Origin of the sequence: Leisingera sp. S232, assembly GCF_049800895.1 — a bacterium.
GTDB lineage: Bacteria > Pseudomonadota > Alphaproteobacteria > Rhodobacterales > Rhodobacteraceae > Leisingera.
The window spans coordinates 240,093-264,963 of record NZ_JBNAFX010000003.1; the positions used below are offsets into that span (position 1 = coordinate 240,093).

General features: G+C 57.8%; 26 protein-coding genes and 1 tRNA gene. 20 read left to right on the plus strand and 7 right to left on the minus strand.

What is annotated here, in order from left to right; all coding sequences use genetic code 11:
• The first annotated feature begins 12 nt into the window (after positions 1 to 12).
• Entirely contained in the window at positions 13 to 1,074 is a 1,062-nt protein-coding gene (locus tag ACP151_RS04030; protein ID WP_424977569.1) for a methyltetrahydrofolate cobalamin methyltransferase, read from the plus strand.
• A gap of 133 nt (positions 1,075 to 1,207) precedes the next feature.
• Here the strand turns inward: ACP151_RS04030 and ACP151_RS04035 are convergent, their stop codons facing one another.
• From ACP151_RS04035 to ACP151_RS04045, 3 genes are all read right to left on the minus strand, one after another.
• Positions 1,208 to 2,359 carry an acyl-CoA dehydrogenase family protein gene (locus ACP151_RS04035; RefSeq protein WP_424977570.1) on the minus strand — a complete coding sequence of 384 codons (1,152 nt, stop codon included), beginning with the start codon at positions 2,357 to 2,359 and terminating at the stop codon, positions 1,208 to 1,210.
• A gap of 4 nt (positions 2,360 to 2,363) precedes the next feature.
• Complete coding sequence (locus tag ACP151_RS04040; protein ID WP_424977571.1) at positions 2,364 to 2,585, minus strand: hypothetical protein; 222 nt, start codon at positions 2,583 to 2,585, stop codon at positions 2,364 to 2,366.
• 71 nt (positions 2,586 to 2,656) lie between these two features.
• Complete coding sequence (locus tag ACP151_RS04045; protein ID WP_424977573.1) at positions 2,657 to 4,243, minus strand: GMC family oxidoreductase; 1,587 nt, start codon at positions 4,241 to 4,243, stop codon at positions 2,657 to 2,659.
• Between the two features lie 108 nt (positions 4,244 to 4,351).
• Here ACP151_RS04045 and ACP151_RS04050 point away from each other — a divergent pair, with 108 nt between their 5' ends.
• From ACP151_RS04050 to ACP151_RS04065, 4 genes are all read left to right on the plus strand, one after another.
• A complete protein-coding gene (locus ACP151_RS04050; RefSeq protein WP_424977574.1) occupies positions 4,352 to 5,584 on the plus strand; it encodes a TRAP transporter substrate-binding protein in 1,233 nt (410 codons plus the stop codon).
• A gap of 100 nt (positions 5,585 to 5,684) precedes the next feature.
• Positions 5,685 to 6,353 carry a TRAP transporter small permease gene (locus tag ACP151_RS04055; protein ID WP_424977575.1) on the plus strand — a complete coding sequence of 223 codons (669 nt, stop codon included), beginning with the start codon at positions 5,685 to 5,687 and terminating at the stop codon, positions 6,351 to 6,353.
• On the plus strand, positions 6,353 to 7,711 hold the full coding sequence (locus ACP151_RS04060) for a TRAP transporter large permease (protein ID WP_424977576.1): 1,359 nt from the start codon (positions 6,353 to 6,355) through the stop codon (positions 7,709 to 7,711). Before ACP151_RS04055 ends, ACP151_RS04060 begins: the two co-directional genes overlap by 1 nt.
• A gap of 13 nt (positions 7,712 to 7,724) precedes the next feature.
• Positions 7,725 to 8,498 carry an IclR family transcriptional regulator gene (locus ACP151_RS04065; protein WP_424977577.1) on the plus strand — a complete coding sequence of 258 codons (774 nt, stop codon included), beginning with the start codon at positions 7,725 to 7,727 and terminating at the stop codon, positions 8,496 to 8,498.
• 305 nt (positions 8,499 to 8,803) lie between these two features.
• Here ACP151_RS04065 and ACP151_RS04070 read toward each other — a convergent pair.
• Positions 8,804 to 8,893: transfer RNA gene (locus tag ACP151_RS04070), tRNA-Ser, on the minus strand.
• Positions 8,894 to 9,012: 119 nt separating this feature from the next.
• Between ACP151_RS04070 and ACP151_RS04075 the strand changes: the two genes are divergently transcribed.
• The 7 genes from ACP151_RS04075 (at position 9,013) to ACP151_RS04105 (ending at position 15,350) form a co-directional block, all read left to right on the plus strand.
• Positions 9,013 to 9,864, plus strand: a complete 852-nt coding sequence (locus ACP151_RS04075) for a DUF2059 domain-containing protein (RefSeq protein WP_424977578.1) — start codon at positions 9,013 to 9,015, stop codon at positions 9,862 to 9,864.
• Positions 9,865 to 10,099: 235 nt separating this feature from the next.
• Positions 10,100 to 10,663 carry a 50S ribosomal protein L21 gene (rplU, locus tag ACP151_RS04080; RefSeq protein ID WP_424977579.1) on the plus strand — a complete coding sequence of 188 codons (564 nt, stop codon included), beginning with the start codon at positions 10,100 to 10,102 and terminating at the stop codon, positions 10,661 to 10,663.
• A gap of 11 nt (positions 10,664 to 10,674) precedes the next feature.
• A complete protein-coding gene (gene rpmA, locus ACP151_RS04085) occupies positions 10,675 to 10,944 on the plus strand; it encodes a 50S ribosomal protein L27 (RefSeq protein ID WP_424977580.1) in 270 nt (89 codons plus the stop codon).
• Positions 10,945 to 11,226: 282 nt separating this feature from the next.
• Positions 11,227 to 11,763: a GNAT family N-acetyltransferase gene (locus tag ACP151_RS04090; RefSeq protein WP_424977581.1), complete on the plus strand. Its 537-nt coding sequence runs from the start codon at positions 11,227 to 11,229 to the stop codon at positions 11,761 to 11,763.
• A 117-nt stretch (positions 11,764 to 11,880) separates the two neighbouring features.
• Positions 11,881 to 12,915 carry a GTPase ObgE gene (gene obgE / locus ACP151_RS04095; protein WP_424977582.1) on the plus strand — a complete coding sequence of 345 codons (1,035 nt, stop codon included), beginning with the start codon at positions 11,881 to 11,883 and terminating at the stop codon, positions 12,913 to 12,915.
• Positions 12,903 to 14,009 (plus strand): glutamate 5-kinase, encoded by a 1,107-nt coding sequence (gene proB, locus ACP151_RS04100; RefSeq protein WP_424977583.1) that lies wholly within the window; start codon positions 12,903 to 12,905, stop codon positions 14,007 to 14,009. Before obgE ends, proB begins: the two co-directional genes overlap by 13 nt.
• A 75-nt stretch (positions 14,010 to 14,084) precedes the next feature.
• Positions 14,085 to 15,350 carry a glutamate-5-semialdehyde dehydrogenase gene (locus tag ACP151_RS04105; protein WP_424977584.1) on the plus strand — a complete coding sequence of 422 codons (1,266 nt, stop codon included), beginning with the start codon at positions 14,085 to 14,087 and terminating at the stop codon, positions 15,348 to 15,350.
• A 62-nt stretch (positions 15,351 to 15,412) separates the two neighbouring features.
• Here the strand turns inward: ACP151_RS04105 and ACP151_RS04110 are convergent, their stop codons facing one another.
• On the minus strand, positions 15,413 to 16,009 hold the full coding sequence (locus tag ACP151_RS04110; RefSeq protein WP_424977585.1) for a histidine phosphotransferase family protein: 597 nt from the start codon (positions 16,007 to 16,009) through the stop codon (positions 15,413 to 15,415).
• Positions 16,010 to 16,043: 34 nt separating this feature from the next.
• Between ACP151_RS04110 and ACP151_RS04115 the strand changes: the two genes are divergently transcribed.
• The 5 genes from ACP151_RS04115 to tsf all read left to right on the plus strand — a co-directional run bounded on the left by ACP151_RS04115 (position 16,044) and on the right by tsf (position 19,840).
• Complete coding sequence (locus ACP151_RS04115) at positions 16,044 to 16,226, plus strand: DUF3553 domain-containing protein (protein ID WP_424977586.1); 183 nt, start codon at positions 16,044 to 16,046, stop codon at positions 16,224 to 16,226.
• Positions 16,227 to 16,332: 106 nt separating this feature from the next.
• Positions 16,333 to 17,094, plus strand: a complete 762-nt coding sequence (locus tag ACP151_RS04120) for a GNAT family N-acetyltransferase (RefSeq protein ID WP_424977587.1) — start codon at positions 16,333 to 16,335, stop codon at positions 17,092 to 17,094.
• Complete coding sequence (locus ACP151_RS04125; RefSeq protein WP_424977588.1) at positions 17,091 to 17,927, plus strand: lysophospholipid acyltransferase family protein; 837 nt, start codon at positions 17,091 to 17,093, stop codon at positions 17,925 to 17,927. The genes ACP151_RS04120 and ACP151_RS04125 overlap by 4 nt, the downstream gene beginning before the upstream one ends.
• 183 nt (positions 17,928 to 18,110) lie before the next feature.
• Positions 18,111 to 18,884 (plus strand): 30S ribosomal protein S2, encoded by a 774-nt coding sequence (rpsB, locus tag ACP151_RS04130; protein WP_424977589.1) that lies wholly within the window; start codon positions 18,111 to 18,113, stop codon positions 18,882 to 18,884.
• Positions 18,885 to 18,964: 80 nt separating this feature from the next.
• A complete protein-coding gene (gene tsf / locus ACP151_RS04135) occupies positions 18,965 to 19,840 on the plus strand; it encodes a translation elongation factor Ts (protein ID WP_424977590.1) in 876 nt (291 codons plus the stop codon).
• 467 nt (positions 19,841 to 20,307) lie between these two features.
• On the opposite strand, the gene ACP151_RS04140 is transcribed toward tsf, so the two are convergent.
• Together ACP151_RS04140 and aroQ are read right to left on the minus strand one after the other, a co-directional pair.
• Positions 20,308 to 21,063, minus strand: a complete 756-nt coding sequence (locus tag ACP151_RS04140) for an autoinducer binding domain-containing protein (RefSeq protein ID WP_424977591.1) — start codon at positions 21,061 to 21,063, stop codon at positions 20,308 to 20,310.
• The gene (aroQ, locus tag ACP151_RS04145; protein ID WP_424977592.1) at positions 21,060 to 21,509 is read right to left on the minus strand and encodes a type II 3-dehydroquinate dehydratase; all 450 of its coding nucleotides are present in this window, start codon (positions 21,507 to 21,509) and stop codon (positions 21,060 to 21,062) included. The genes ACP151_RS04140 and aroQ overlap by 4 nt, the downstream gene beginning before the upstream one ends.
• A gap of 230 nt (positions 21,510 to 21,739) precedes the next feature.
• Between aroQ and ACP151_RS04150 the strand changes: the two genes are divergently transcribed.
• The 3 genes from ACP151_RS04150 to ACP151_RS04160 form a co-directional block, all read left to right on the plus strand.
• Positions 21,740 to 22,951 (plus strand): serine hydrolase domain-containing protein, encoded by a 1,212-nt coding sequence (locus tag ACP151_RS04150; RefSeq protein ID WP_424977593.1) that lies wholly within the window; start codon positions 21,740 to 21,742, stop codon positions 22,949 to 22,951.
• Between the two features lie 50 nt (positions 22,952 to 23,001).
• On the plus strand, positions 23,002 to 23,871 hold the full coding sequence (locus tag ACP151_RS04155; protein ID WP_424977594.1) for an acyl-CoA thioesterase: 870 nt from the start codon (positions 23,002 to 23,004) through the stop codon (positions 23,869 to 23,871).
• Positions 23,872 to 24,024: 153 nt separating this feature from the next.
• The coding region (locus tag ACP151_RS04160; protein ID WP_424977595.1) for an IS30 family transposase at positions 24,025 to 24,871 on the plus strand (847 nt) is incomplete at its 3' end.

Consider the following 24,871-nt stretch of genomic DNA (forward strand, 5'->3'; position numbering starts at 1 on the left):
TAAGGATCTAAAATGACCCGTACAGTCGTAGAATCAAAAACAAAAACCGCGATCCTGGGCTTTGACGAGCCCTTCTGCGTGATCGGTGAGCGCATCAACCCGACCGGCCGTAAGAAGCTGGCAGCAGAGCTGGAAGCCGGTGACTTTTCGACCGTTGAAAAAGACGCCGTTGCGCAGGTTCTGGCCGGTGCAACCGTGCTCGATATCAACGCCGGCGTGGTTTACAACTCGAACCCGAACCCGAACGAAACCGAGCCGCCGCTGATGAAGAAGATCGTCGAGCTGGTGCAGGGGCTGGTCGATGTGCCGCTGTGCATCGACTCTTCGGTTCCGGGCGCGCTGGAAGCTGGCCTGGAAATCTGCGAAGGCCGTCCGCTGCTGAACTCTGTCACCGGCGAGGAAGAGCGCCTGGAGCAGATCCTGCCGCTGGTCAAGAAATACAATGTTCCAGTCGTGGCGATCTCCAATGACGACACCGGCATTTCGGAAGACCCCGATGTGCGCTTTGCCGTCGCCAAGAAGATCGTTGAGCGCGCTGCTGATTTCGGCATTCCTGCCCACGACATCGTTGTTGACCCGCTGGTGATGCCGGTTGGTGCGATGGCGACCGCCGGCCTGCAGGTGTTTGCTCTGGTCCGCCGTCTGCGCGAAGAGCTGGGCGTGAACACCACCTGTGGTGCGTCCAACATCTCCTTTGGCCTGCCGAACCGTCACGGTATCAACAACGCCTTCCTGCCGATGGCAATGGGCGCTGGCATGACCTCAGCGATCATGAACCCGGTGGCTCTGCCCATCACTCAGAAAAAGATCGCTGAGAAGAAGGCCGAAGTTGAAGCCGCCGGCATCATCCTGCCTGAGGGCATGGAGGACGAAGCCTTTGTGCAGATGTTTGGCCTTGGCTCCACCAAGCCGCGCGCGGGCAAGGAAATGGAAGCCATTCGCGCTGCCAACTTCCTGACCAACAACGATCCGCATGGCGGTGAGTGGATCAAGTTCAACAAGGCCCCGGCAGCCGAAGGTGAAGAAGGCCGCGGTCGTGGCGGTCGTTCTGGCGGACGCCGTCGCCGCGCCTGATCCGCGCAGCAATTCAGTATAGAAAAGCCGGGCCAAACGCCCGGCTTTTCAGTTTTCTTGGCCCCTTTTGGTCAAGCTCGGCTGGTCAGGCCTTGGGGAAAGATGGAACTGCGAATTGCAGTTGAAAGCCGTCTCAGTAGATATTGTCTACTGGCTGGCCAAGCGCCATTGCGCCAGTGTATTCGGTTTGCGCCTCTTTTTGCAGCGGATGATAGCGGGCGGCCTGGATGTCCCGGAACCTGCGTTCCAGTTCCTGTTTGCGATAAAACCCGGCTCCTCCGGCCAATTCCAGCGCCAGTTCTGCGACGCGAATTGCATTGTCTTCCACCAGCCGGCGCCCGATCATGATGTCATTGACTGTTGCCGCTGACGGAGTGTTGCGTTCGCTAGCCAGGATCATTGTTTCATGGGCCATGCGTGCGGCGGCAAGGGCCGTGTCCATCCGCCCTGCAAGCGATTGCAGCCGCGGGGAGGCGGGCTTTTTTTGAGCCATGGCAATGGCAATGTCCCGCGCGCTTTGTGCCAGGCCAAGATAAACAGAATAGATCAGCGGTGTTGCAATGGATGAAACCAACTGGAGCGCCGGATGCCACTCGCCTGTTTTGCGCTTGAAGGCGATGTCTTGGTCGGGGACAAACAGCCCCTCGATCAGGATGTCCTGTGATCCGGTCGACCGCATGCCCAGGGTGCGCCAGGTATCCAAAACTGTCACTTCGGCTGCTGTCATGGGGACCGCGAAATGCAGGAACATCGCCGCGCCGTCTTCGTCGCAGATTGCGCCGGTCATCAGCAGGTCAGCCGCTGGCGAGCCGGACGAAAAAACTTTGCGGGCAGTTATCCGGTAGCCGCCATCAACACGTTCAGCTTTGCCAGAGCCGCTGATCCAGTCAGAACCGCCGGAGCTGGAAAGCAGGATGTTTTCATCGGCCACCCGGCGCAGCAGAGGTTCCACCTGAGATCGCGCTTTCGGATCGTGCTGCCAGCGCCAGGCTGGGATCGCAACCTGATGTGTATGCATCGACAGGACCAGGCCAGTAGAGCCGCAGGACTGGGCGATGACCTGCAAAACCCTGCTCAGGACGCGCACGCCGGCACCTCCGCCCCCAAGAGCTACAGGGGCAGCAGCTGAGAGCAGGCCAGTTTCCTTCAAATTGCTTATGTTGCGTTCTACGAAGCTGTCATTCTCGTCATGGCTGGCCGCTCTTTCTGCAAACAGCTGGCTCAGGGATTTTGCGGCTGCGACGAGGTTCTCGTCCTTCTGTTTACGGTCAACGATATTGTCCATTTGCTCAGCCTTGCCAGAATATGTCACGCGACCATCCTGCCCGGCTCTTTGCGGTGTGGGTATCTTTAAAGTTGTGAAGTCCGTGGGCGTCACCGCTGAACACGTCTTTTTTAACCGTGCTTTTGCGGCGTTCGATGGTTTGGCGAGAAAGCGCATCGACTGAAAGTTCCAACTTCAGGCCATCATGCACGCGCCTGCAGGCGTTTGGCCTGTCCGCAAAAACCATGCCGAAACACGACGGGTTTACCGCCGCAAACCGCGGCGTTTCCGACTGAGGCAGTTAAGGTGGAGAAACAGTTAGGACATTAACTCGCTGGCCTTTTCGCCGATCATGATTGCGGGGGCATTTGTATTGCCCGAAACGATTTCTGGCATGATCGAGCAGTCGGCTACGCGCAGGCCGCGAATACCATGCACGCGCAGCTCTGCGTTAACCACCGCATCTTTGCCCTGGCCCATTTTGCATGTTCCAGTGGGATGGTAGATAGAAGCAGTGTTGCTGCGCGCCCAGTCCAGCGTTGCCTCGTAGTCGTCCATGGGCAGATCCGCACCGGGGCGATATTCCTCGGAAATCTTCGAAGTCAGCGGCGCATGGCGGGCGATCTTGCGGGCAATATTCACCCCGGCCACGATGGTGCGGCAGTCGGTTTCGGCCGACAGGTAGTTTGGAATGATCTTGGGGTAAGTGTGCGGATCAGGCGATACGATCCTGATTTCACCTTTGCTTTCGGGGCGTAGCTGGCAAACCGACATGGTAAAGGCAGAGAAGGGATCAGCACCTTTGCCAGGGTTTTCAGCAGAGAGCGGCTGCACGTGGAATTGGATGTCCGGAGTCTCCAGATCAGGACGGGTCTTCATGAACCCGGTGGCAAGGCTTGCTGCCATGGTCATCGGCCCGGCGCGGAACAGCGCATATTTCAGACCGATCTTTGCCTGGCCGAACAGGGTCCGTACCTCGTCGTTCAGTGTCGGCTCATGACATTTGTAAACCAGCCGCGCCTGAAGGTGGTCCTGCATGTTTTTGCCAACGCCATAGAGATCCTTTTTTACCTCGATGCCTTGGGCGGCAAGCTGGGCGGCTTCGCCAACACCTGACATCATAAGGATTTGCGGGGAGTTGATGGCGCCGCCCGACAGGACGATCTCGCGCCGTGCCGAAATCCTTTGGAGTTGTCCGGCACGATCCCGATAGACTACTGCGACCGCGCGGCCCTCCTGTATGTCGACCTTTTGCACCATTGCGCGGGTGATGATCTGCAGATTCTGGCGGTTCTTCACCGGATTTAGAAACGCCACGGCTGAACTGCAGCGGCGGCCATTCCTGGCCGTCAGCTGAAAGAAGCCGACGCCCTCCTGGTTGGCGCCGTTGTAGTCCGGGTTGAATGGATAGCCTGCGGCCTGCGCTGCGGCGACCCAGGCGTCAGTTATGGGGCGCTGAATGCGCATATTGGAGACAGCCAAAGGCCCGCCGCGGCCATGGAACGCATCTGCGCCGCGCTCATTGTCTTCTGAGCGTTTGAACAGCGGCAGAACATCCTCCCAGCCCCAGCCGGCGTTGCCCATCTGGCGCCAGCGGTCATAGTCCTGCGGCTGGCCGCGCACGTACAATAGGCCATTCAGAGAGGACGATCCCCCCAGCACTTTGCCACGCGGCCATTCGATTGAACGGCCATTCAGGCCCGGATCCGGCTCGGTCTTGTAGCACCAATCGACAGCCGGGTTATGGATCGTTTTGAAGTAGCCGACCGGGATGTGAATCCAGGGGTTGATGTCCCGCCCGCCTGCCTCCAGCAGCACCACTTTGTTGTTAGGGTTTGCGCTCAGCCGGTTGGCGATGACGCACCCCGATGACCCCGCTCCGATAACAATGAAATCTGCTTCCACGACCTTCTCTCCGGCTTGTAATGAAAAAACGTCTATACAGGTTGCATGAAATAATCTAGATGTTTTTGATACGAAACGTCTCAAAAATCGACAATAGGGAGGAGAATTATGGGACTTACTGACAAATTGGGCCGTATCTCGCGGCGAGATCTGTTCCGCGTTGCAGGCACTTACGGGATGAGTTCGACCCTGCTGGCAGCGGGCAGCTTTGGTGGGGCGATGAGCTTGGCGAATCTCGCCTCGGCGGCTGAATCGACCTATGAACGACGTTTTTCCAAACCCGCCAAGCACACGCTGAAATTCGGGGCGTCGGGTTTCAACGCACGCAATTTGCTGATCGAGCGGGCAGGGGCCCTGGAATTTGCACGCGATCTGGAAGCGCGTACAGATGGCGAGATCCGCATCGAGTTCATCGGTGACAACCAGATCTGCGGTCAGCTGAGCTGCGTGGAGAAAACCCAGCAAGGCATCGTCGACATCTACGCTGCCTCCACCCAGAACTCGGCGGGCGGCGCGCCCTACCTGAACGTGCTGGACTATGCCTTCATGTTCCCTGGTCGTGCCTCGCAGTATCATTTTCTCTATCACCCCAAGAGCCAGGAAATCCTGCGCGACCCGCTGGAAAAACGCCACGGGTTGAAATTCCTGTTCAGCCATTGCGAGCTGCGCGGCATTCAGCTGGGCCTGAAGTACAAGGACGCCCCCACGATCACCAAGCTGGAGGAGCTGTTCGGCACCAAGAACCGCGTGACCGGCACTCAGCTGGGCCGTATCGCCATGAAGGCGCTGAATCTGAATCCGGTCCCCGTCGCCTGGGAAGAAACCCTGGACGGGTTGAAACAGGGCCTGATCGACGGCGCCGAAACCTGGGCTTCGGCTGTGGCCTATGCCAATATGTCGCCAGTGGTCTCGCAGTCCGTAGATCTCAAATTCTTCTGCGGCACAGAGCATACCTCAATGTCGGCCAAGGTCTTTGACGGGCTTGAGGGGTATCTGCAGGATGCGGTGATGGAATCTTCCTATTGGGCGCAGGCCCATGTGCAGGCCGCGAATGAGGCTGCTTTGGTCAAAACCGTCGGTTTCTCGGACCCGCAGCTGCCAGGCACCATGTTTGTGGAAAACAACGTGCGCCCCGCCTTCCTGCCGGACAGCGAAATCCGCATGGCTGAGGAAATGTGCTCGCCTGAGTTCCAGCCACAGCTGTGGGAACAGTGGCGCGAGCGCCTGAACGGCTGGGCCGGCGGCATCGATACCTATCAGGAAATCTACAACATCGCGCGCGAAGTCGACAAAGACATGAAGCCCGAAAACGTGGAACCGCGCCGCTGGTGGAAAGGCTGACCGCAGCCTAGGCTGAAAGTAAGGACGCACCCCGGCGCAGCAACAGGCGCCGGGGTGCATTCCTCCGGATAGGAGACCGGAGGCTTCAAGGGAGGAACGAATGACGCTCTGGTCTGAAATCAGTGCAATTCTCAGCGCGTTTGCGTCGCAGGACAGCTGGGAAATCCGCAATGCATTGGAAAGCAATGCAGCCTGGGTGCTGGGCACCGTTGCCGCCGCCGTCGGCGGTCTGGTGGTGATGCTGATCTACAAGCTGGTGCCGCTTCTGGACCGACATCTGGAGCGCACCATAATGGTGTGGAGCTACCTGGCCATTGCCTTCATCATCTTTTGGGGCGTGATCGACCGCTTTGTCTTCAAGAACCAGCAGCCGTGGTCCACCACTATCCCGCCGCTGCTGTTCATGGTGATGGCCTGGTTTGGTGCTGCCTTCAACGTGCGGCTGCGCACCCATCTTAGTTTTTCCGAGTTCCGTACCCTGATGCCCCGCTGGGCCCAGATGGGCTGCCTTACATTGGATGCGGTGCTGTGGTTCGGCTTTGCTGTCATCGTTTTTGTGACCACCACCCGGATGACGGCGCTGTCGGCCTCAAACTTTCAGATCGTGCTGGGCACCGACAGCGTGCTGCAATGGTGGTTCCTGATCACCGCGCCCTTGTCCTTTGTCCTGATGATCGGCCGGGTGTTTGAAAACCTGACTGATGACATTCGCAATTATCGCAGCGGTGAACCGCTGATCAAACAGGCCGTGATCGGAGGAGACGTGTGATGGATACTGGAACCTGGGTCACGCTGATCTCGCTTGGGGTCACCTTCCTGTTCATGCTGGGAGTGCCGGTGCTGCTGGTCATCGGCTATTGGGTGATCGGCTGCTCCTTTGTACTTGGGTTGACGCTCGACAATATGGGCGCCGAGCTGCTGAATGTCTTCAACAAGGGCTTTGCCCTGCTGGCGATGCCGCTGTTCATCCTCACCGGTGACCTGATCAATCAATCGGGCATCGCCCGGCGCCTGTCTGATTTTGCCTATGCCTGCCTTGGCTGGATGCGCGGCGGACTGGCGATGGCCTCGCTGGGTGCCTGCGGGCTGTTTGCTGCCATTTCCGGTTCGAACTCGGCGACAACGGCCACTATCGGCTCCATGTTGCACCCTGAAATGGTCAAAGGTGGCTATGATGAACGCTTCTCGGCCGCAACCGCCGCCGCCGGTGGCACCGTCGGCATCATCATCCCGCCGTCGATCATCTTCATCGTCTATGGTTTTCTGATGAACCTGCCGATTTCAGACCTGTTTGTAGCGGGCATCCTGCCCGGCGCGATGATGGTCATCGGCATGCAACTGGCTTGCTGGATCATCTGCTACCGCAATGGCTGGGGTTTCCTGATCCCGCTGCAGCTTACCCGCGTCCTGAAAACCGCCTTTGGCGCCTGGCTCGGCTTTTTTGCCATCGGGCTGGTGCTGTGGGGTATCTATACCGGCAAGTTTTCCCCGACCGAGGCCGCAGGCGTCACCGTCGGTTTCTGCGTCATCGCAGGTGTGTTGTCCTGGGTGGTGACGAAAGTTACAGGTGCCAGCAAGGACAAAACTTGGGAAGAGAAATCCTATGCCGAGATGCTGGTGGTCGAGGGCTTTACCATCCCGCAGATCCCCTCAATCGTCGTGCGCTCGGCGCAGATCACCGGCATTCTGGCGCCGCTGATTGCAATCTCCGTGGTGATGCAGCAGATCCTGTCCCTGCTGGGGGCGCAGCAGACGATTGGCGATTTCGTGACGTCGATGGGCGGCTACTATGCGGTGCTGTTCACCTCGATGGTGATCGTCTTTTTCTCCGGTATGGTGCTGGAAAGCCTGCCAGTCACCATAATCCTCGCCCCGATTCTGGCGCCGATCGCGGCCTCTGTCGGCGTTGATCCGATCCATTTTTCGGTGATCTTCCTGGTTGGCGCATCTATCGGTTTCATCACACCGCCATATGGTCTGAACCTCTATGTCGCATCTGGCGTCACCGGTGTTCCGTATTTCCGCCTGCTCCGCTATACAGTCCCTTACCTTGCAGCTCTGATCGGGGTCTGGGTGCTGGTTTCTCTGGTGCCAGATTTCGCGCTGGCGCTGCTGCCCAACAAGTAGGGAACACGCGGTTATGGCAAAGGACGCGCTGGATAAAAAAGAGGGGCAAATCCCGACCAATCTGCGCCTACTGGTGCTGCTGGAGGAAGTGGCGAGGCGCGGAGCGGCTGTAAAGCCGGCTGAGATGATCGAGGCCATGGGGCTGCCCAAGCCGACCGTCCACCGCTTGATGCAGACCGCAGAAGCCGAAGGTTTTTTGCAACGCGACCTTGATGGGCGGGCCTACGGGCCCGGTCCCAGGCTTCGCAGGGTGGCGCTTGACATAATGTCCTCTGAACATCTGCGCACAGCGCGCCTCTCCATTCTAAAGAGCATCGCCGAGGAGTTGGGCGAGACCTGCAACCTTGCCACTCCTGATCGGGAAGGAATGATCTATCTGGACCGGGTGGAAACAAAATGGCCGCTGCGCATCCAGATGCCGATTGGCACCCAGGTGCCGTTTCATTGTACAGCCAGCGGTAAGATGTATCTCTCAACACTGAAACCCAGCACCCTGGCTGCTGTGATGCGCGCAAGGCCGCTGGAGGCCGTCACAGACAAAACCTGTACAAGCCCGGAAGAACTCACTGCCGAATTGGATGGCATCGCCAAAAGCGGTTTTTCTACAGATGATGAAGAGTTCATAACAGGCATGGTCGCTGTCGCCGTCCCCGTGCGGGATGCGCGCAATCGGCTGCTTGCAACGCTTTCGGTGCACGCCCCCGTCCAGCGCCACAATCTGCATAGCCTGAAGGCGTTCCTCCCGTCACTGCAGAAGGGAGCAGAAGAGCTGGCAAGCCTTGCTTGACGCACTCTGGCAGCCAGGACGCCCGAGCCAGGATTTTAACGGTCCTCTCCCGGGATATTGTTGCGTTCCTGGGGTGATGGAGTGAACTGCCGTCACTGTTTCAGCGGACAGCCGTCCTGCGTGAAAAGGTGTGAACTCTCTGCAAAATGCAAGTCTCTTTTGCAGATATGAAAGACGGCGACGCGATACAGGGGCTGGAAACTGCAAAGGCTGTCACAACATGACAAACTGAGCCCCAAGCTCCTAAGATAGAGACATGCTTTGCCCCATTTGAAAGGGGTTTTAGCGATCTCAATAGTAGAAAATGGCGGAGAGACAGGGATTCGAACCCTGGGTGGGCTTGCACCCACAACGGTTTTCGAGACCGCCCCGTTCGACCACTCCGGCACCTCTCCGCGGGGGGTGAAGCGCGGTTTAATGTTGATTCAGGACTGGCGCAAGGGGCGATTTGCCGCTTTGGCAAAAAAATCCGGAACTCTGTTGCAGGGCAAGGGTTTTCGCTTAGATTTGCACTATGCAGATGATCTTTTCAGTTCCCGCTTCAGCTATTCGGTTTCTGGTGGTGGTGTGGCTAGCCTGCTGGGCAGTCTCCCTGCCTGCGGGGGCAGCAGACCGTGCCAGAGTGGAGGCGTTTCTCGAAGTCACCGGGTTCGATGTGGCGCTCGACAGCATCGCCCTGTCGGCGTCGAGTGCGCCGGAAATGCTCGGCGTCGATGCTGGTGCTTTCGGAAACCAGTGGACCGAGATGTCTCAGGAGGTTTTTGATCCGTCCCTGATGCGCAGCCTGGCGCTGGATATCCTGGAGCAAACTCTGGATGAAGAGGCGCTGGACCATGCCGCCGCTTTCTATGCCAGCGATCTGGGAGCGCGGCTGGTGCGGGCAGAGAATTCTTCGCATTTGATCGAAGAGGATGAGGTGAAGCAGGTCGCAGGCAGCCGCATCATTTCAGACCTGGTCAAGGCCGGCAGTAAACGGGTGGCGATGTACCAGCGGATGGGACAGGCCATTGATGCAGCAGGCTCTGGCGTAAAGGCATTGCAGCAAATCCAATTCCGCTTTCTTATGGCCGCGGCGGCCGCGGGTGTGATTGAGATACAGCTGGACGCAGACGAGCTGCGTGCGTTGATGAAAGAGCAGGAGGGTGAGCTGCGCCTCAGCCTGCAGGCTTCCAGCCTTGCCGCCTCAGCTTACACCTATCAGGAGTTTTCCGACGCCGAAGTGCAGGCCTATGTCGAAGCACTGGAAGAGGCGCCGATGCAGAGGGTCTATGAGCTGCTGAATTCAGTGCAGTACGAGATTACCGCAAACCGTTTTGAGGAACTTGCCCATCGGATGGCAGAACTGACGCCAGGCCAGGATATCTGACCCTTTCCGGCTGAACGGGTTTGCCTGTGGGAAGATTAGCCTGTGGAAAGACTCGCCTGTGGAAAACGGTTGACACAGTGTCCGTTCCGAACCATAAGCCCGCATCCCGGCCCGGAATCTCTGCGCCGGGGTTTATTTGTAATACGCCCCCGCAAGGGGCGCGCTGTTCGAGGCGGCATCAGCCGAAACACCCGCAAGGGGGCCGTAGGACGCGGGTAGAAAAGGAAAAACGCACATGTTTGCGGTCCTCAAGACTGGCGGCAAGCAGTACAAGGTTCAGGCGGGCGACGTGCTCCGCGTTGAAAAATTGGCTGCTGATGCTGGCGAAACCATCCAATTCGACGAAGTTCTGATGCTGGGCGGCGACGCACCGGTTGTTGGCGCTCCGCTGGTAGACGGCGCTGCTGTGAAGGCAGAAGTCATTGACCAGATCAAAGGCGACAAGGTCATCAACTTCGTCAAACGCCGCCGGAAGCACTCCTCCAAGCGCACCGTCGGCCACCGTCAGAAGCTGACCCTGGTCCGGATCACCGAGATCCTGGCTTCGGGCGCAACCAAAGCCGCTCCGAAAGCTGCTGCAAAGGCCAAAGCTGCTCCGGCTGCTGAAGCTGCCGCAGGTTCGGACGACCTGACTGCCCTGACCGGCGTCGGCCCCGCAGCTGCCAAGAAATTGGAAGAAGCAGGTCTGACCACTTTCGCCCAGATCGCAGCCTTGTCCGAAGACGACATTGCTGGTATCGAAGCGATCAAAGTGAAGCCCGAGTGGGTTGAGCAAGCCAAAGAGCTGGCTAAAGGCTAAGGAGAGAGAGAATGGCACATAAAAAAGCTGGCGGTTCCTCCCGTAACGGCCGCGACTCAGCTGGTCGCCGCCTTGGCGTGAAACTCTTCGGTGGCCAGGCGGCCATCGCAGGCAACATCATCGTGCGTCAGCGCGGCACCAAGTTCTGGGCCGGCGAAGGCGTAGGCATGGGCAAGGATCACACCCTGTTCGCCACTGCCGACGGTGCTGTGAACTTCCGCAAGGGCCTGAAAGGCCGCACCTTTGTATCGGTTCTCCCAGCGGCGGAGGCCGCCGAGTAAGCCGACCCAAAGGGTAAAGAAATCTTTAGGGGGACCGGCTATAAGGCCGGTCCCTTTTTCTGTTTCCGAATGCGAGTTGATTATGAAGTTCCGAGCAATGATGAAGACACAGGCTGCTGCAGCGCACTGGCGTCGTTTTCACGTCGCGATAAATGGAAGTTTTGTGGAAGTTGAAGGTATTGCGCCTTGCAGCAGGGGCTGGGCGTGCACATCTGAATTGATAAGTCGAAACAACAAGGGCTGCCGCCAACGGAAGATTTTTGGCAAGGGAGGACCACGGCCATGAACCTCGAGCAGATCGTGAACCAGCAGGTCATTGAAACGGACCGCTTTATCCTGCGCCCGCTGCGCAAGTCCGATGCCGGGCTGATTGAGCACTATGTCAGTGACAAACGTGTCGCCCGTATGACCCGTTCCGTGCCGCACCCTTTGCCGCCCGGCGCAGCGGAAGCCTTTGTTGCCCGTGCCATGGCTGAAGAGCGGGATGAGGATGTCTGGGTTATCGACGGCACCGTTGAAGGGGATTCCGAGCTGAAAGGTGTGATCGGGCTGAAGCGGATGGACCGCAACCAGTCTGAGGTTTCCTACTGGACTGCGCCACCCTTCTGGAACACCGGGCTGGCCTCAGCAGCGCTGAAAGCATTGGTTGATGCAAACCCTCAGCAGAATGATGCGATGTTTGCCTGTGTCTTTCAGGACAATCCGGCATCAGCCCGGGTGCTGATCCATTGCGGCTTTGATTATCTCGGCGATGCCGAAAGTTACTCGGTGGCCCGTGACACGACCGTCCCAACCTGGACCTATAGCCGAAAACTGTGATTGGCGCCGCCTGCGCTTTGCGGTAAGGCAAGCGAAACATCCCGCAGGAGACCCAGTCTCTTGCGGGACACTTGTACTGCGCGGACAGGCAGGGGCCTGCCGCATAAAGGAGCTGTCATGAAATTTCTCGATCTGGCCAAGGTCTATATCCGTTCCGGCGCAGGCGGGAACGGCTGCGTCAGCTTTCGCCGCGAGAAATACATCGAATATGGTGGGCCGGACGGGGGCGACGGCGGCAAGGGCGGTTCAGTCTGGGCCGAGGTCACCGATGGGCTGAACACTCTGATCGATTTTCGCTATCAGCAGCATTTCTTTGCCAAGAACGGCCAGTCTGGCATGGGGCGCCAGCGCACCGGCAAAGATGGCGACGATATCATTCTGCGTGTGCCTGTCGGGACCGAGATCCTGGACGAGGACCAGGAAACCGTCCTGGCTGACCTCACCGTACCCGGCGAGCGTGTGCTGCTGGCCAAGGGCGGCAATGGCGGCTTTGGCAACCTGCATTTCAAATCCGCCACCAACCAGGCGCCGCGCCGCGCCAATCCGGGGCAGGAGGGGGTTGACCGCACCATTTGGCTGCGGCTCAAGCTGATTGCGGATGCGGGCCTTCTGGGGCTACCGAATGCGGGCAAGTCGACCTTCTTGTCGGCAACCTCCAATGCCCGGCCCAAGATCGCGGATTATCCGTTCACCACGCTGCATCCGAATCTGGGCGTGGTCGGCATCGACAACACTGAATTTGTGGTCGCCGACATCCCCGGCCTGATCGAAGGCGCACATGAGGGCAAGGGGATCGGCGACCGCTTCCTGGGCCATGTGGAACGCTGCGCAGTGCTGCTGCACCTGATCGATGGCACTTCAGAGACCGTGGTTGAAGACTATGAAACCATCATTGGTGAGCTGGAGGCTTATGGCGGCGTTCTGGCCACCAAGACCCGGATTACCGTGCTCAACAAGGTGGATGCTATCGACCCGGAAGAGCTGGACGAAAAACGTGCGGCCTTGGAGGCTTCGGTAGGTGGTCCGGTGCATTTGATGTCTGGCGTCAGCCGTCAGGGCCTGAATGAAATCCTGCGCGCCCTGCGCAATGAAATCGACGACGACCGTCTGCGGATGAAGCCTGCCGAGGAGGAAGAAACTTGGCGGCCCTGACCTCGGCAAAACGCATTGTCGTCAAGATCGGCTCGGCTCTTCTGGTCGACCGGGAAAGCGGTGAACTGCGGGCAGGCTGGCTGCATTCGCTTGCCAATGATGTTGCCTGGCTGAAGTCGCGCGGCACGGATGTGGTACTGGTATCCTCCGGCTCCATTGCCTTGGGCCGGGGTGTTTTGGGCCTGCCGCGCGCAGAGCTGCCGCTGGAGCAATCCCAGGCCGCCGCCGCTGTTGGACAGATCCGCTTGGCCCGCGCCTATGAAGAAGCACTGGCGCCGCACCGGATCACCACGGCCCAGGTGCTGGTGACGCTGGAAGACAGTGAAAACCGCCGCCGCTATCTGAACTCGCGTGCAACTCTGGAAACGCTCCTGAACATGGGAGCTGTTCCCATCGTCAATGAGAATGACACCATTGCCACGGATGAAATCCGGTATGGTGACAATGACCGGCTGGCTGCCCAGGTGGCCGTGACCGTTGGCGCTGACGCCTTGATCCTGCTGTCCGATGTCGACGGCTTTTACAGCGCCAACCCGGCGCTGGATCCCAAAGCGGAACGCTATGACCGGATTGACGAGATCACGCCTGAAATCGAAGCGATGGCGGGCGACGGTGTATCCGGCCTGTCCAAGGGCGGCATGATCACCAAACTGCTGGCGGCCAAAATGGCCACTGCTGCAGGCTGCGCCATGGCAATCACTGAAGGGTCGCCTTTGAACCCTTTGAAAACGCTAGAGGAAGGCGCGCCTTGCACCTGGTTTACAGGGCAGGGTGATCCGCAGGCCGCACGTAAGCGCTGGATTGCGGCAATGAAGACCCGGGGCGTTTTGACTATCGACGAAGGGGCTGCCAGGGCGCTGATGTCCGGCAAAAGCCTGCTGCCCGCAGGCGTCCGTCATGTGGAGGGTGACTTTGGCCGCGGCGATCCGCTGGCCATCCTTGGCCCAGCCGGGCGTAAACTTGGGCAGGGGCTGTCGCGCTATACCGCCGATGAAGCCCGCGCCATTCAGGGGCGCCAGTCGCAGGAGATCGAGGCCACGCTGGGCTATCCCGGCCGTGCTGCATTGATTCACCGCGATGACATGGCGCTTTGACCGCACCACCTGATAGTTTATTCAAGCCGGACCGGCACCAAGTGCCACACAGAGACCGGCAAGGGCACAAGACATATGCAAAACAATGAAAACATCCCCGCCGTGATGGCAGAGCTTGGCAAACGTGCAAAGCAAGCAGCGCAGATGCTGGCCACAGCCAGTGCCGAGCGCAAACACGCCGCCCTGATCGGCGCGGCCGAAGCGGTCTGGAACCGCCGCGCGGACATCATCGCTGCAAACGCCAAGGATCTGGAGTTCGGCCAGAGCAAAGGTCTCTCTGGCGCGATGATGGACCGGCTGATGCTGGACGACTCCCGCATCCAAGGCATCGTTGACGGCCTGCGTGCCGTGGCAGAACAGCGTGATCCCGTGGGCGAAGTGATGGAAGAGTGGCAACAGCCCACCGGCCTTAAGATCCAGCGCGTCCGCACGCCTTTGGGTGTGATCGGTGTGATCTACGAAAGCCGCCCCAATGTTACGGCTGATGCTGGTGCGCTCTGTCTTAAGTCAGGCAACGCTGTGATCCTGCGCGGCGGCTCCGAAAGCTTCCACTCTTCGCAAGCGATCCATGCCTGTCTTGCTGAGGGGCTGAAGTCTGCCGGTCTGCCGGAAGATGCGGTGCAGCTGGTTCCGACCCGCGACCGCGCCGCAGTGCAGGAACTGCTGACAATGACGGAGTATGTCGACGTTATCGTCCCGCGCGGCGGCAAGGGGCTGGTTGGCCTGGTCCAACGTGAGGCGCGGGTGCCGGTCTTTGCCCATCTTGAAGGCATTGTGCACATCTACCTCGACAAGGCGGCTGATCCGCAGAAGGCGCTGGATGTGGTCCTGAACGCGAAGACCCGCCGCACCGGTATCTGCGGTGCTGCTGAATGCTTGCTGATCCACCAGGACATTGCACCGACGCTGGGCAAGATGGTTCTGGAAACGCTGGCCTCTGCTGGCGTTGAAGTCCGCGCGGCAGAAGGGCTGCCCGGGCCGGATGGAATGGTCGTTGCAACAGCTGAGGACTGGGGCAAGGAATATCTGGATTCCATCATTGCTGCCAAACAGGTAGCGGGCATAGATGAAGCGATCCAGCACATCCGTACGCATCACTCCCAGCACACTGATTGCATCATCACCGAGGATGAAGGCGCGGTGCAGACGTTCTTTGCCGAACTCGACAGTGCTATTCTGATGCACAATGCCTCAACCCAGTTTGCCGATGGTGGCGAATTCGGGATGGGCGCGGAAATCGGCATTGCCACCGGCAAGATGCATGCCCGTGGACCGGTCGGCGCAACCCAGCTGACCAGCTTTAAATATCTGGTGCGCGGTGATGGAACCACCCGCGCCTGATCGGCCAAAAACGCAAAACGCCGGGCAAAACACCCGGCGTTTCTTTGCACAGAAGACAGGGATCAGAACTGCATCGTGATGTTTTCCAGGTTGAGTTCCAGCCGCACGATGCGGTCAGCTTCTTTGGCCGCTTCTGGCAGCAAGGCAAACTGTACCAGGGCCGGGGTGATTTCCGCGTTCGAGCTGCCGCCACTGACCCGCGCCCACAGTTCATCATCGACCGCGACTTTGCGTCCTTCGCCCACCACGGTCCATTTGCCGTCAGCGCAGAAGATCTTGACCGTGCCGCCATAGGGCAGGGCGCTTTCCAGGCACAGCGCCGACAGCAGCGCCAGACGCGCCTCGCTTCGGGTGCAGCCCTCCAGCGGTGACCATTGGTATTGGATACGTCCGCCTTTACTGACGTCCTCAAGCAACGATACAATCTCGGCGCGTGGAGTTTGCTGGTCGCCGGCGGCGCCAAAGGCGATACGGAAGAAACGAATGCGGGCATTGGCGTTGGCGACGCTGTCAGATATCAGCTCCAATTCCGGCCCCGACATGCTGCCTGCCATGCCCAAAAGCTCTAGACCGTTGTTGATGGCGCCGACCGGGCTGATCAGATCATGACAGATCCGCGACCCTACCAATGCGGCCAGATTGGCGTTATCTACACCCATAACAATTACTTCCTCCGAACTGGGCCATCCCCCTATGAATGACCTCAACGCTATTTTAGCCCCCGGAATGTTCGTCCGGCACCCGGATCACCCTGATTGGGGTATTGGCCAGGTGCAGTCTAATGCCGGCGGCAAGATCACTGTTAACTTTCCCGACCAGGGCAAGCTTGTGATTGACGGAGCGCGTGTCTCCCTTATTCCTGTCTTTGATCCATAACGGTTTATGAAGGGTTAACGAAGCCCCTCAATTTTTCTTCAAATGCTGCGCGTTCTTTGCCTCATCAGGGTTACGTGCTCAAGCCTGAACTGCGCAAGGTGGCCGCATGCCAGACACAATCCCGGAGTTTTCCGTAAAAATCGCCGAAACAGAGGAGGAGCTGCGAGCTGCTCAAGCGCTCCGTTACGAAGTATTTGTCCGTGAACTCGGCGGTCAAGGACCACTGGTCGACCACAGTGCCGGGCTTGAACAGGACAGGTTTGATCCGTTTTTCGACCATATGCTGGTAACAGATGAGGCCAAGGGAATTGTGGTGGGGGTTTACCGCCTGTTGCGAGACGATCAGGCGGCAAGGGCAGGGCAGTTCTATTCCGAGGACGAATACGATCTGTCTAGGCTGAAGGCTTCCGGTCGTCGACTTCTGGAGTTGGGCCGCTCGTGCCTGCATCGTGACTACCGTGGCGGGATGGCCATGTTTCACCTCTGGTCCGGGCTGGCAGACTATGTCGACCAGCATAGGATCGAGATCCTGTTCGGCGTCGCCAGCTTTCATGGCACGGACCCGCGGGCGCTGGCAAATTCCCTGTCCATGCTGCACCACAATCATTTGGCGCCGCCTGAATTGCGCGTGCGCTCAAAACTCTTTCAATCCATGAACTTGATGCAAGAAGTTGATTTGAACAGAAAGCAGGCGATGGTGGAAACACCGGCATTGATCAAGGCCTACTTGCGGCTGGGGGGATTTGTCGGTGAGGGCGCATTTATCGACCAGATGTTCAATACCACTGACGTTTGCCTGATCCTTGACACTGCCCGTATGAATGACCGGCAGCGTAGGATTTATACCGGTGGGAATAGCCGACGATGAGCATCAGCTGGCAAAGCAAGGAAACCCCTGATCCGATCCGTATCGGGCTGCTGGGATGGGTTCTGGTGCTGTTGCGCGGAGTGCCGCTGGCGCTGCTGGTGTTTGGCGGGCTTCTTCTTTTGCTTGCCATCCGGCAGATTGAGCGGCCGCTGTATGGTCTGCGACGCCCGGTTACACCTTTCATAACCCAATTTGTTTGTCGCAACGCTTTCCGGCTCCTTGGCATGGGGTACGAAACACGGGGCAAACTGATGCGCCGAAACGGGGCTGTGGTTGCCAATCATTCCTCCTGGCTGGATATCTTCGCCCTGAATGCACGAAAGCGGATTTACTTTGTCTCCAAGGCCGAAGTGGCAAAGTGGCCCGGTATTGGCTGGCTGGCGCGGGCCACCGGCACCGTATTTATCGAACGCAACCCCAAGAAGGCGAAAATGCAGGCAGAGCTGTTCGAGCAGCGTCTTCTGGCGGGACACAAACTACTGCTTTTTCCTGAGGGCACGTCAACTGATGGGTTGAGAGTTTTGCCCTTTAAAACAACTCTCTTTGCTGCCTTTTTTACCGAGGAGCTGCGGGAACGGCTTCATGTACAGCCAGTATCGGTGCGATTTCTGCCTGCAGCAGGGCAGCCGGACCGCTTCTATGGCTGGTGGGGGGATATGGATTTCGGGTCTCATCTGCTCAAGACGCTGGCGGCGCCGCGACAGGGTGCAGTTGAACTGATATACCATCCGCCTTTAAGAGTATCGGACTTTTCCGACCGCAAATCCCTGGCGGCCAAAGCAGAAGAAATGGTTCGTTTTGGCCATGATTTTGGCCTGCCAGCCAGTAATTGAAGAGGCCTGGCGTTTTTTACCCGGCGCAAGGCTTGCCAGCGGGTGATATCTGATCTATAGGCGCGCCTACGAACCCGCAGGCGGGGTTTGGCCTGATCAGGGGAGACATCCCTGACGGACCCCCGGTTGGAGCATCTGCTCTGAACCCCCGCCGAGGATAGAAACCGGAAAGGAAAGAATAGCATGGCTCTTCCTGAGTTCACCATGCGTCAGCTGCTTGAAGCTGGCGTTCACTTCGGCCACCAGACACAGCGCTGGAACCCGCGCATGGCGCCGTTCATCTACGGCTCGCGCAATGGCATCCACATTATGGACCTGACCCAGACTGTTCCGATGCTGGACCAGGCGCTGCAGGTTGTCCGTGACACCGTTGCAAAAGGCGGCCGCGTTCTGTTCGTCGGCACCAAACGCCAGGCAGCTGGTCCGGTTGCAGAAGCCGCTGAGAAATCCGCTCAGTACTTCATGAACCACCGTTGGCTCGGCGGCACTCTGACCAACTGGAAAACCGTTTCCCAGTCGATCAACCGCCTGAAGGAAATCGACGAGAAAATGGTCGGCGGTTCCGAAGGCCTGACCAAGAAAGAGCGTCTGGGCATGGAACGCGATCAGGAGAAGCTGCAGGCTTCCCTGGGCGGTATCCGTGAAATGGGCGGCGTGCCGGATCTGCTGTTCGTCATCGACGTGAAAAAAGAAGCACTGGCCATCGCCGAAGCCAAGAAACTGGGTATCCCGGTTGTGGCTGTTGTCGACACCAACTGCTCTCCCGATGGCATTGACTATATCATCCCGGGCAACGACGACGCATCGCGCGCCATCTCGCTGTATTGCGATCTGGTTGCCCGCGCGGCTCTGGACGGCATGTCCGCACAGCTGGGCGCCGCTGGCGTTGACCTGGGCGCGCTGGAAGAAGCACCGGCAGAAGAAGCCGTTGCTGAAGAAGCAGCCGCCGAGGCCTGATCCGTTCTGTCACGGAACTGACATGCGGGGCAGGGTATCACCTGCCCCAAATCTGTTTATGAATTGAGGAGAGCCAAGAGATGGCAATCACTGCAGCAATGGTGAAAGAACTGCGCGAAACCAGCGGCGCAGGCATGATGGACGCGAAAAAAGCACTGGTCGAAAACGACGGCAACATGGAAGCCGCCATCGACTGGCTGCGCACCAAAGGTCTGGCCAAAGCCGCCAAGAAATCTGGCCGCACCGCCGCAGAAGGCCTGGTTGCCGTTGTCGTCGAAGGCGGCAAGGGTGTTGCTGTTGAGGTGAACTCCGAAACCGACTTTGTTGCCAAGAATGGTGATTTCCAGGACATGGTCGGCAAAATCGCCACAGCGGCTCTGGGCGTTGCTGACATCGAGGCACTGGCTGCGGCAGACTTGGGCGGTAAATCCGTTTCCGAAACACTGACCGACAAGATCGCCACCATTGGCGAGAACATGTCCCTGCGCCGCATGGCGTCGCTGGAAGGCGAGACCGTCGTTTCCTACGTCCACAACGCGGCAACTGCCGGCATGGGCAAGATCGGCGTTCTGGTTGCCATGACCGGCGGCGACGAAGCCATCGGCAAGCAGGTTGCAATGCACATCGCAGCTGTGAACCCGGCGGCTCTGTCCGAAGCTGATCTGGACGCATCCATCGTTGAGAAGGAAAAGCAGGTTCAGATCGACATCGCACGTGAGTCCGGCAAGCCGGAACAGGTGATCGAGAAGATGATCGTCGGCCGCATGAAGAAATTCGTGGCTGAGGCAACCCTGCTGAACCAGCAGTTCGTTGTGAACCCGGATCTGACCGTCGAAGCAGCTGCCAAGGAAGCTGGCGCCACCATCACCGGCTTTGTCCGTGTTGAAGTCGGCGAAGGCATCGAAGTTGAAAAAGAAGACTTCGCAGCAGAAGTGGCAAAAGCCGCACAGGGCTGATCCGACGCAAAGTCTGAAAAGTTTAAGCCGGCAGGACACCCTGCCGGCTTTTTCGTGCCTGGGTGATTCGTGCCTGGGTGATAGGCAAGATCAGCGTCTGTATCAGGAAGAACGTTGAAAATGCGGTGGACCGCTTCACAGACGTACGGAACGGGTTCTGGGCTGGCTTGGAGTGCGAGGAGCCCCGCTGATGGGGATGGCAGGGCTCCTCATATATCGGGGCAGGACACGGATCTATACGTGCCTGCCCCCGATCAGGTAGGAGAGCCTTGAAATCGCAAGGTTCGATACCCAAAGTTCCTAGGCTAAAGCCACCACTCACGGAACTTGCGAAAATTGCAATGAATTACACTTTAGCGGTAGTACTGAAAACCTTACTTTTGACGCTAATTGGCGTCTTTTTGATTCCAGCCACCTAAAAAATGCAGTTTCAAGGACTTACGAGGACTGGTTAAGCTCTCAAGTACTCAGGCGTCCAACACATACATCTGATTGTGCAAAGCTGCCTTGAGGACAGCCTGGGCGGTGGTCTCTACGGACAGGGATTCCCGTGCAAGGCGCAGATGCTTTTCGATCGTTGCAGATGTCAGCCCCATCAGAAGCGCAATGTCCTGCGTGGTCTTGCCATCCCCAACCCACTGCAACACTTCCCTCTGCCGCTTGGTCAGGACCCGGTTCGGGGCTGTATAGGGCAGGGTAAGGATCTTCAGATGAGCAACATTGTTCATCAAGACAATGTCATCGCCTTGCTCCTGCCACAGAGCATCAACTGCGTCCTGGGTAAGATCGGAGTTGGCAGCCAATGAAATCGCCCCCTTGTAGCGCGGCGAAGTGGAGTAAAAGCTGATCGTGTATCCGGCCGTCATGCCCAGGGTCTGGTTGAACTCATGCACTTTGCGGGCTTCAGGCCCCAGAGTGCCATTCAGCGCCATCTCCTGCGCAATCCGCCAGCTGCCGGCTCCTTCATTTTCCAGCGCCCAGCGAAGCATGGGAGCATGAAAATAAAGCCCCTTGCGGAGGAACCCATCCAAATAGGAATTGTCGTGGTTCGACAGGATAACAAAGTCGTCGGGATCGCCCAAAGACGTTTCCGTCTTGTAACGGGTGTAGCCGTAAATCAGGCGGTCAAAACCAAATTCCGCCATCTGCTGGACGTGGCCGTGCCACAGCTCTTCCAGGCTCTGCGCGCCGCAGACGAAGTTCAGATATTTCCGGACGATCATGCCGCGCCGGTCGCTTTCAAATGTGCCGCCAGCGCATCCAGTGCAAGCAGATACCCCTGGGTGCCAAATCCGCAGATTTGCCCAAGAGAAGCCTTTGCTATGTAGGATGTGTGCCGGAATGTTTCGCGGGCATGGATGTTGGAAAGATGCACTTCAACCGCAGGAATTTCCACGGAAATCAACGCATCCATCAGTGCAATTGATGTATGGGTATAGGCCCCGGCGTTCAGGACAATCCCTTGGTGGCGCCCCTTGGCATCATGAATCGCGTCGATCAGCGCACCTTCATGGTTTGACTGCAGACAGGCAATTTCGAACCCGATCTTGGCGGCATGGGCTCTGCAGGCATCCTCAACCATCGCCAGTGTCGCCGACCCGTAAACCTCCGGCTGGCGGGTACCAAGCAGGTTCAAGTTTGGTCCGTTCAGTACCAGAACACTCGTCATTCTTGTATGTCCTTGCCTCTTTCTCTTTGAACTTTTATGACAATTTTTTCTGAAAGCGAACAAACAAACGCAACAGGCAGAAAAAAACATGATTTAACCAGCCTTGGGTTGAAGGCTGACTGCGGGGAAAATCCAGGCGTGATGAACGTAAACCTCTCGGCGTCACGGGCACGTCAGCGCGCTATCCAGGACATTTCAGTTGGCAGTATTGGGTAAACAAGGGGGCAGCAGTGGATCAAGGCAGCTTGGAAACGATCAAGTCTTGGCAGCAACGCTATGTAAATGAAAGGAAATACCCAGGCAGCTCATTGCTGATCCAGCGTGGTGGCGCAGAGGTGTTTTTTCACGCGGCAGGTTTGCGCAATGTTGAAGAGGCGCTTCCATTCACGCGCAGCACCCTGGTGCGCCTTTATTCGATGACCAAACCCGTCACATCAGTTGCGGCGATGATCCTGCTGGAGCGCGGATGCTTTCACCTTGATGCTCCGGTCAGCGATTTTATTCCGGAGTTCAATGACATGCAGGCTCTTGTTCCAGGGGCCAAGACCATTGATCAAACAGTTGCCTGCTCGCCGCCAACATTGCATCAGCTGCTGACGCATACCAGTGGTCTGAGCTATCCCTTCAATCCGGGTGTTCTGCCGGAAGCGATGGCTGAACAAGATATTATGTTCGGTCCGGACCAAGGCCCGCTGACAGAGTCTGTCGCGAATCTGGCGCGGCTGCCACTGGCATTTCAGCCTGGCACTCGCTGGGAATACTCAGTGGCCACAGATGTTCTGGGGCGGGTGATTGAAGTGGTCTCCGGCATGCCATTACAGGATTTCCTGAGGACGGAAATCTTTGATCCGCTGAACATGACGGAAACCGGTTTCCGGGTTCCTGATGGGGCAGGGAACCGGTTCGCCTCTCTCTATACGCCTCTGGCCGGCGACGCTTTCGAATTGAATTCGGCAACTGCTGGCGGGGACAGTTTGCGTCTTACCGACAGCTACGGCGGGTCTCCCTTTGAACAGGCCGTGATGGCGTCCGGTGGCGGCGGTCTGGTTGGAACCATCGATGACTATATGAAATTCGCAGAAATGCTGCGGCGCCAGGGTCGCTACAAAGGCGGCTTTATTATCAGTCCGCAAACTGCTGATTTTATGATGCAAAACCATCTTGCAGGCGATATCGCCTCAATGGGGCCGCGCAGTTTTGCAGAGCAGCCGATGGAGGGCATGGGCTTTGGTCTGGGCGGCGCTGTTGTCCTGAATCCGGCGCAGGCGCGCTGTCCCGGATCGGTGGGCGACTTCAGCTGGGGCGGAATCGCGTCGACCTTTTTCTGGGTTGACCGGCGGCTTGATCTGTCAGTTGTGTTCCTGACCCAATTGGCGCCCTCAAGCTCTTATCCCTCGCGGCCGGAACTCAAAGCTTTGGTGCATGGCGCGTTGACCTGTTAGTCACCGGTTGAAAAGGTCCGGCTTGGCTGCTGTTTGGCCGAAGGAAAGACATGATGAAGACAGAGGCCGCCAAAATCCTGCTGGACTTGCTGGATCTCGAAACATTGGACAGCAACCTGTTTCGCGGCTCCGGATCTGGCGGAGAAACTCCTACACGAATTTATGGTGGCCAGGTGATCGCACAGGCATTGGTTGCGGCATATGCGACTGTTACCAGTAGATTATGCCATTCTCTTCATGCGTATTTCATCCGACCGGGTGATCCATCGCGACCAGTGATCTATGAGGTTGATCCAGCCCGAGATGGTCGCAGTTTTACCACGCGCCGTGTCGTCGCAATGCAGAACGGCAAGCAGATACTGAATCTCGCGGCATCGTTTCACGCGCCGGAAGACGGCTGGGATCATCAGCATTCCATGCCGCATGCGCCACCTGCAAGCGGTTTGGAACCCCGTCAGGACGTTCTGAAGCGGAACGCCGACCGTTTTGCGCCGGAAAAGCAGACTGAACTTCTGCGTCCACGTCCATTTGAAATCCGCGAGATTGAACCCCGCGATCCTCTGAATCCGGAAAAGACAAGTGACGTCAATAAGATATGGCTGAGGATGGAAGCCGCTCAAGGAGCCGGGCCGGAGTTGCAGCAAATTCTATTGGCTTATGCGTCGGATTTTGGTTTGCTTGAATCTTCGCTGCGTCCGCATGGGCTGACATTTCACGATCCCGAGGCTATGACCGCGAGCCTGGATCATGCCATGTGGTTCCATGCGCCTGTGCGCCTGCAGGAATGGCATCTGTATTCGATGGATGCGCCTTTCACCGGCAGTGGACGCGGGTTTAATCGCGGATCGATCTATTCTGAAGATGGGAAGCTTGTTGCCAGTGTGGCGCAAGAAGGTTTGCTGAGACTTTTAAGTACTTGAAATCACGTTGTTTGGAGATCGTCTAGTGAACTGGCTACTTGTATAATTTACATAATTCTGATTATAAGTTGTTCTTGTGTAGCCGGGTGCGCGCTATTTTGAAGTGCGACTCCTATTAGAAAACAATGAGTTATCTAATAGGAGGAATATTGCATGGGAACGGTATATACGCAACTGAGCTTACAAGAACGGCGCAGGATCGAAGACTGGTGGCTTGCAAAGGTCCCTGTCGCTGAGATGGCGCGCGTTTTGAAGCGTCACAAGTCGACGATATTCCGAGAGATCAAACGCAACTTCTGGGCCGATGATGCCTTTCCCAAGAAGTACGCGGGATACTTCGGCATGGCAGCACACCAGCGCACGCAGCAACGCCGTTCCACGCAACGCAAGCTGATCAGACATCCCGATCTGTGCAAGCGCGTCATCGAACGGATCAAGCAAGGATGGACGCCCGAGCAGATCGGCAACCGGATGATCTATGAAGGTGCTACGCTACGCGTCTGCCAGGAGACGATCTACCGCTACATCTATTCTAAGGAAGGCATGGACCAAGAGCTCTGGTGGTACTTGCCCGAACATCGGAAATCCCGCAGGCCACGCCGTGCCAGGAAGCGCCAGAAGCCCAAGTTCGACCGTGATGTCAGCATTCTATTCCGGCCAGATGATGTCGCTCACCGTCGCCAGTTTGGGCACTGGGAGGGAGATTTGATGCTGTTCAAACAGAAACTTGGGCAAACCAATGTCACCTCGCTGGTCGAACGTGTCAGCCGCTTCACCGTGCTGCTGAAGAACCCGAACAAGCGCACCAAGCCGGTGATGGGGAAAATTATGAAAGCCGTACGCGACCTGCCTCATCTGGCCCGCAAATCAATCACCTTTGATCGCGGTACCGAGTTCGTCAGCTGGCCACATTTGCAGGCCGAAATCGGGACGCAGACATGGTTCTGCGATCCTTCCAGCCCGTGGCAAAAAGGCACGGTCGAGAACACCAATCGAAGGG

Excerpts from the sequence above, each read along its gene's own strand:
- tsf (WP_424977590.1), top strand. The coding sequence starts at position 18,965 with ATGGCAATCACTGCAGCAATGGTGAAAGAACTGCGCGAAACCAGCGGC.
- rpmA (WP_424977580.1), top strand. The coding sequence starts at position 10,675 with ATGGCACATAAAAAAGCTGGCGGTTCCTCCCGTAACGGCCGCGACTCA.
- rpsB (WP_424977589.1), top strand. The coding sequence starts at position 18,111 with ATGGCTCTTCCTGAGTTCACCATGCGTCAGCTGCTTGAAGCTGGCGTT.
- ACP151_RS04115 (WP_424977586.1), top strand. The coding sequence starts at position 16,044 with ATGAATGACCTCAACGCTATTTTAGCCCCCGGAATGTTCGTCCGGCAC.
- ACP151_RS04075 (WP_424977578.1), top strand. The coding sequence starts at position 9,013 with ATGCAGATGATCTTTTCAGTTCCCGCTTCAGCTATTCGGTTTCTGGTG.
- ACP151_RS04060 (WP_424977576.1), top strand. The coding sequence starts at position 6,353 with ATGGATACTGGAACCTGGGTCACGCTGATCTCGCTTGGGGTCACCTTC.
- ACP151_RS04050 (WP_424977574.1), top strand. The coding sequence starts at position 4,352 with ATGGGACTTACTGACAAATTGGGCCGTATCTCGCGGCGAGATCTGTTC.
- ACP151_RS04120 (WP_424977587.1), top strand. The coding sequence starts at position 16,333 with ATGCCAGACACAATCCCGGAGTTTTCCGTAAAAATCGCCGAAACAGAG.
- obgE (WP_424977582.1), top strand. The coding sequence starts at position 11,881 with ATGAAATTTCTCGATCTGGCCAAGGTCTATATCCGTTCCGGCGCAGGC.
- ACP151_RS04055 (WP_424977575.1), top strand. The coding sequence starts at position 5,685 with ATGACGCTCTGGTCTGAAATCAGTGCAATTCTCAGCGCGTTTGCGTCG.
- ACP151_RS04090 (WP_424977581.1), top strand. The coding sequence starts at position 11,227 with ATGAACCTCGAGCAGATCGTGAACCAGCAGGTCATTGAAACGGACCGC.
- ACP151_RS04155 (WP_424977594.1), top strand. The coding sequence starts at position 23,002 with ATGATGAAGACAGAGGCCGCCAAAATCCTGCTGGACTTGCTGGATCTC.
- ACP151_RS04140 (WP_424977591.1), bottom strand. The coding sequence starts at position 21,063 with ATGATCGTCCGGAAATATCTGAACTTCGTCTGCGGCGCGCAGAGCCTG.
- ACP151_RS04105 (WP_424977584.1), top strand. The coding sequence starts at position 14,085 with ATGCAAAACAATGAAAACATCCCCGCCGTGATGGCAGAGCTTGGCAAA.
- ACP151_RS04125 (WP_424977588.1), top strand. The coding sequence starts at position 17,091 with ATGAGCATCAGCTGGCAAAGCAAGGAAACCCCTGATCCGATCCGTATC.
- ACP151_RS04065 (WP_424977577.1), top strand. The coding sequence starts at position 7,725 with ATGGCAAAGGACGCGCTGGATAAAAAAGAGGGGCAAATCCCGACCAAT.
- ACP151_RS04110 (WP_424977585.1), bottom strand. The coding sequence starts at position 16,009 with ATGGGTGTAGATAACGCCAATCTGGCCGCATTGGTAGGGTCGCGGATC.
- ACP151_RS04040 (WP_424977571.1), bottom strand. The coding sequence starts at position 2,585 with ATGGTTTTTGCGGACAGGCCAAACGCCTGCAGGCGCGTGCATGATGGC.
- ACP151_RS04030 (WP_424977569.1), top strand. The coding sequence starts at position 13 with ATGACCCGTACAGTCGTAGAATCAAAAACAAAAACCGCGATCCTGGGC.
- rplU (WP_424977579.1), top strand. The coding sequence starts at position 10,100 with ATGTTTGCGGTCCTCAAGACTGGCGGCAAGCAGTACAAGGTTCAGGCG.
- ACP151_RS04035 (WP_424977570.1), bottom strand. The coding sequence starts at position 2,359 with ATGGACAATATCGTTGACCGTAAACAGAAGGACGAGAACCTCGTCGCA.
- aroQ (WP_424977592.1), bottom strand. The coding sequence starts at position 21,509 with ATGACGAGTGTTCTGGTACTGAACGGACCAAACTTGAACCTGCTTGGT.